The organism is Verminephrobacter aporrectodeae subsp. tuberculatae At4, assembly GCF_000193225.1.
GTDB lineage: Bacteria > Pseudomonadota > Gammaproteobacteria > Burkholderiales > Burkholderiaceae_C > Acidovorax > Acidovorax aporrectodeae.
In genome coordinates this window covers 1-1425 of the sequence record NZ_AFAL01000255.1, presented here as the reverse complement: position 1 = coordinate 1425, position 1425 = coordinate 1, and the positions used below count along the sequence as shown (strand labels likewise).

2 protein-coding genes and 1 pseudogene are annotated in these 1425 nt (G+C 72.4%); all 3 read right to left on the bottom strand.

What is annotated here, in order from left to right; all coding sequences use genetic code 11:
• Positions 1–541 (bottom strand): class I SAM-dependent methyltransferase (locus VTU_RS0106275; RefSeq protein ID WP_010102200.1); only part of this gene is annotated, 541 nt, incomplete at its 3' end.
• Positions 538–1098 (bottom strand): dTDP-4-dehydrorhamnose 3,5-epimerase family protein, encoded by a 561-nt coding sequence (locus VTU_RS0106270; protein ID WP_010102199.1) that lies wholly within the window; start codon positions 1096–1098, stop codon positions 538–540. The genes VTU_RS0106275 and VTU_RS0106270, both read right to left, overlap by 4 nt.
• Positions 1095–1425: pseudogene (locus tag VTU_RS33500) on the bottom strand (CDP-glucose 4,6-dehydratase); the annotation flags it as partial. The pseudogene VTU_RS33500 and the gene VTU_RS0106270, both read right to left, overlap by 4 nt.

Here is a 1425-nt window from a genome sequence, read left to right as displayed (position 1 = left end):
TGATGTCGGGCACGTGCGCGAGCACGTTGTTCGCGATCACCAGGTCGGCCTGGCGTCCCGCGGCGGCCAGCTCCTGCGCCAGCGCCAGGCCAAAGAAGCGCTCCACCACCTCGATTCCCCGGGCGCGCGCCGCTGCCGCCGTGCTCGCCGTGGGCTCCACGCCGTAGCAGGGGATTCCCGCCGCCTGCACGTATTGCAGCAGGCAGCCGTCGTTGCAGGCGATTTCCACCACGCGGCTGCCGGCGTGCAGACCCAGGCGCTGGTGCAGGGCGTGCACGCTGGCCTTGGCGTGCGCGCGCCAGGTGCTGGAGAAGGCGCTGAAGTAGGCGTAGTCGCCGGTGAACAGCGTCTCGCGCGCGGCCTGGTCCTGCGTCTGCACCAGCCAGCAGTTCTCGCACACCAGCAGGCGCAACGGGTACCAGGTCTGCGGCGCGTGCAGCGCGCTCGCGCTCAGGTAGGCGTTCGCCGGCGGGGCGCTTCCCAGGTCGAGAAATGGCCGGCGCAGCGGGCTGTCGCAGTGCCGGCAGGCAAGCGGGTTCACAGGCGCAGTCCTTCAAAGTCTGCGGGCAGCGCGGCCTGCCCCGCGTCGTGCTCGGACATCTGGCCCGTGGGCAGGGGCCAGACGATGGCCAGCCGGGGGTCGAGCGGATGCACACCGGCCTGCGCCGCGGGCGCATGCGCGCAGGTGTGGCAGTACAGCAGTTCGGCGTCGTCGGTCAGCGCCTGAAAGCCGTGGGCAAAGCCCGGCGGGATGAGCAGCGCGCGGCCGTTGTCGGCCGAAAGGAACTCGGCGTGCCATTGCAGAAAGCTCGACGAGCCGTGGCGCAGGTCGAGCGCCACGTCCCAGACCGCGCCGCGCAGGCAGCTCACGAGTTTCATCTCGGTGTGTGGCGGGCGCTGGTAATGCATGCCGCGCAGGCAGCCGCGCTGCGCGCTGCGGCTGTGGTTGATCTGCGCCACGGGCGCGGTCCAGCCCGCGCTGGCGAGTTCCTGCGTGCAGAACAGGCGCGTGAACGCGCCGCGATCGTCCTCCCGGGGCCGGCGCTGCACGCGAAACAGGCCCGCGAGCAGCAGCGGGGTCAGTACCAGACGGCTCATGCGGGCACCTCTTGCTCTTCCCAGGCGGTGATGTCCGCCAAGCACAGCGCGCGCGCGTCGGCGCCGCCATGCTGCGCGCGGTACCAGTGCATGCTGCGTGCGACCGCCCGGTCCAGGCCCCAGCAGGGGGCCACGCCCAGCGCCTGGCGGGAATGTGCGGTCTCCAGCGCGAGTGCGCCGGCTTCGTGCGCAGCGTCCCCGCCGTCCGGGGTCTCATGGCGCACGGCGCTGCCGGGGTACGCGCGGCAGGCCCGTTCGATCAGCTCCCCGACGCTGAGCGCCGTGTGCGGCAGGGGGCCGAAGTTGTACGCGCCGGCAAGAGCCGGC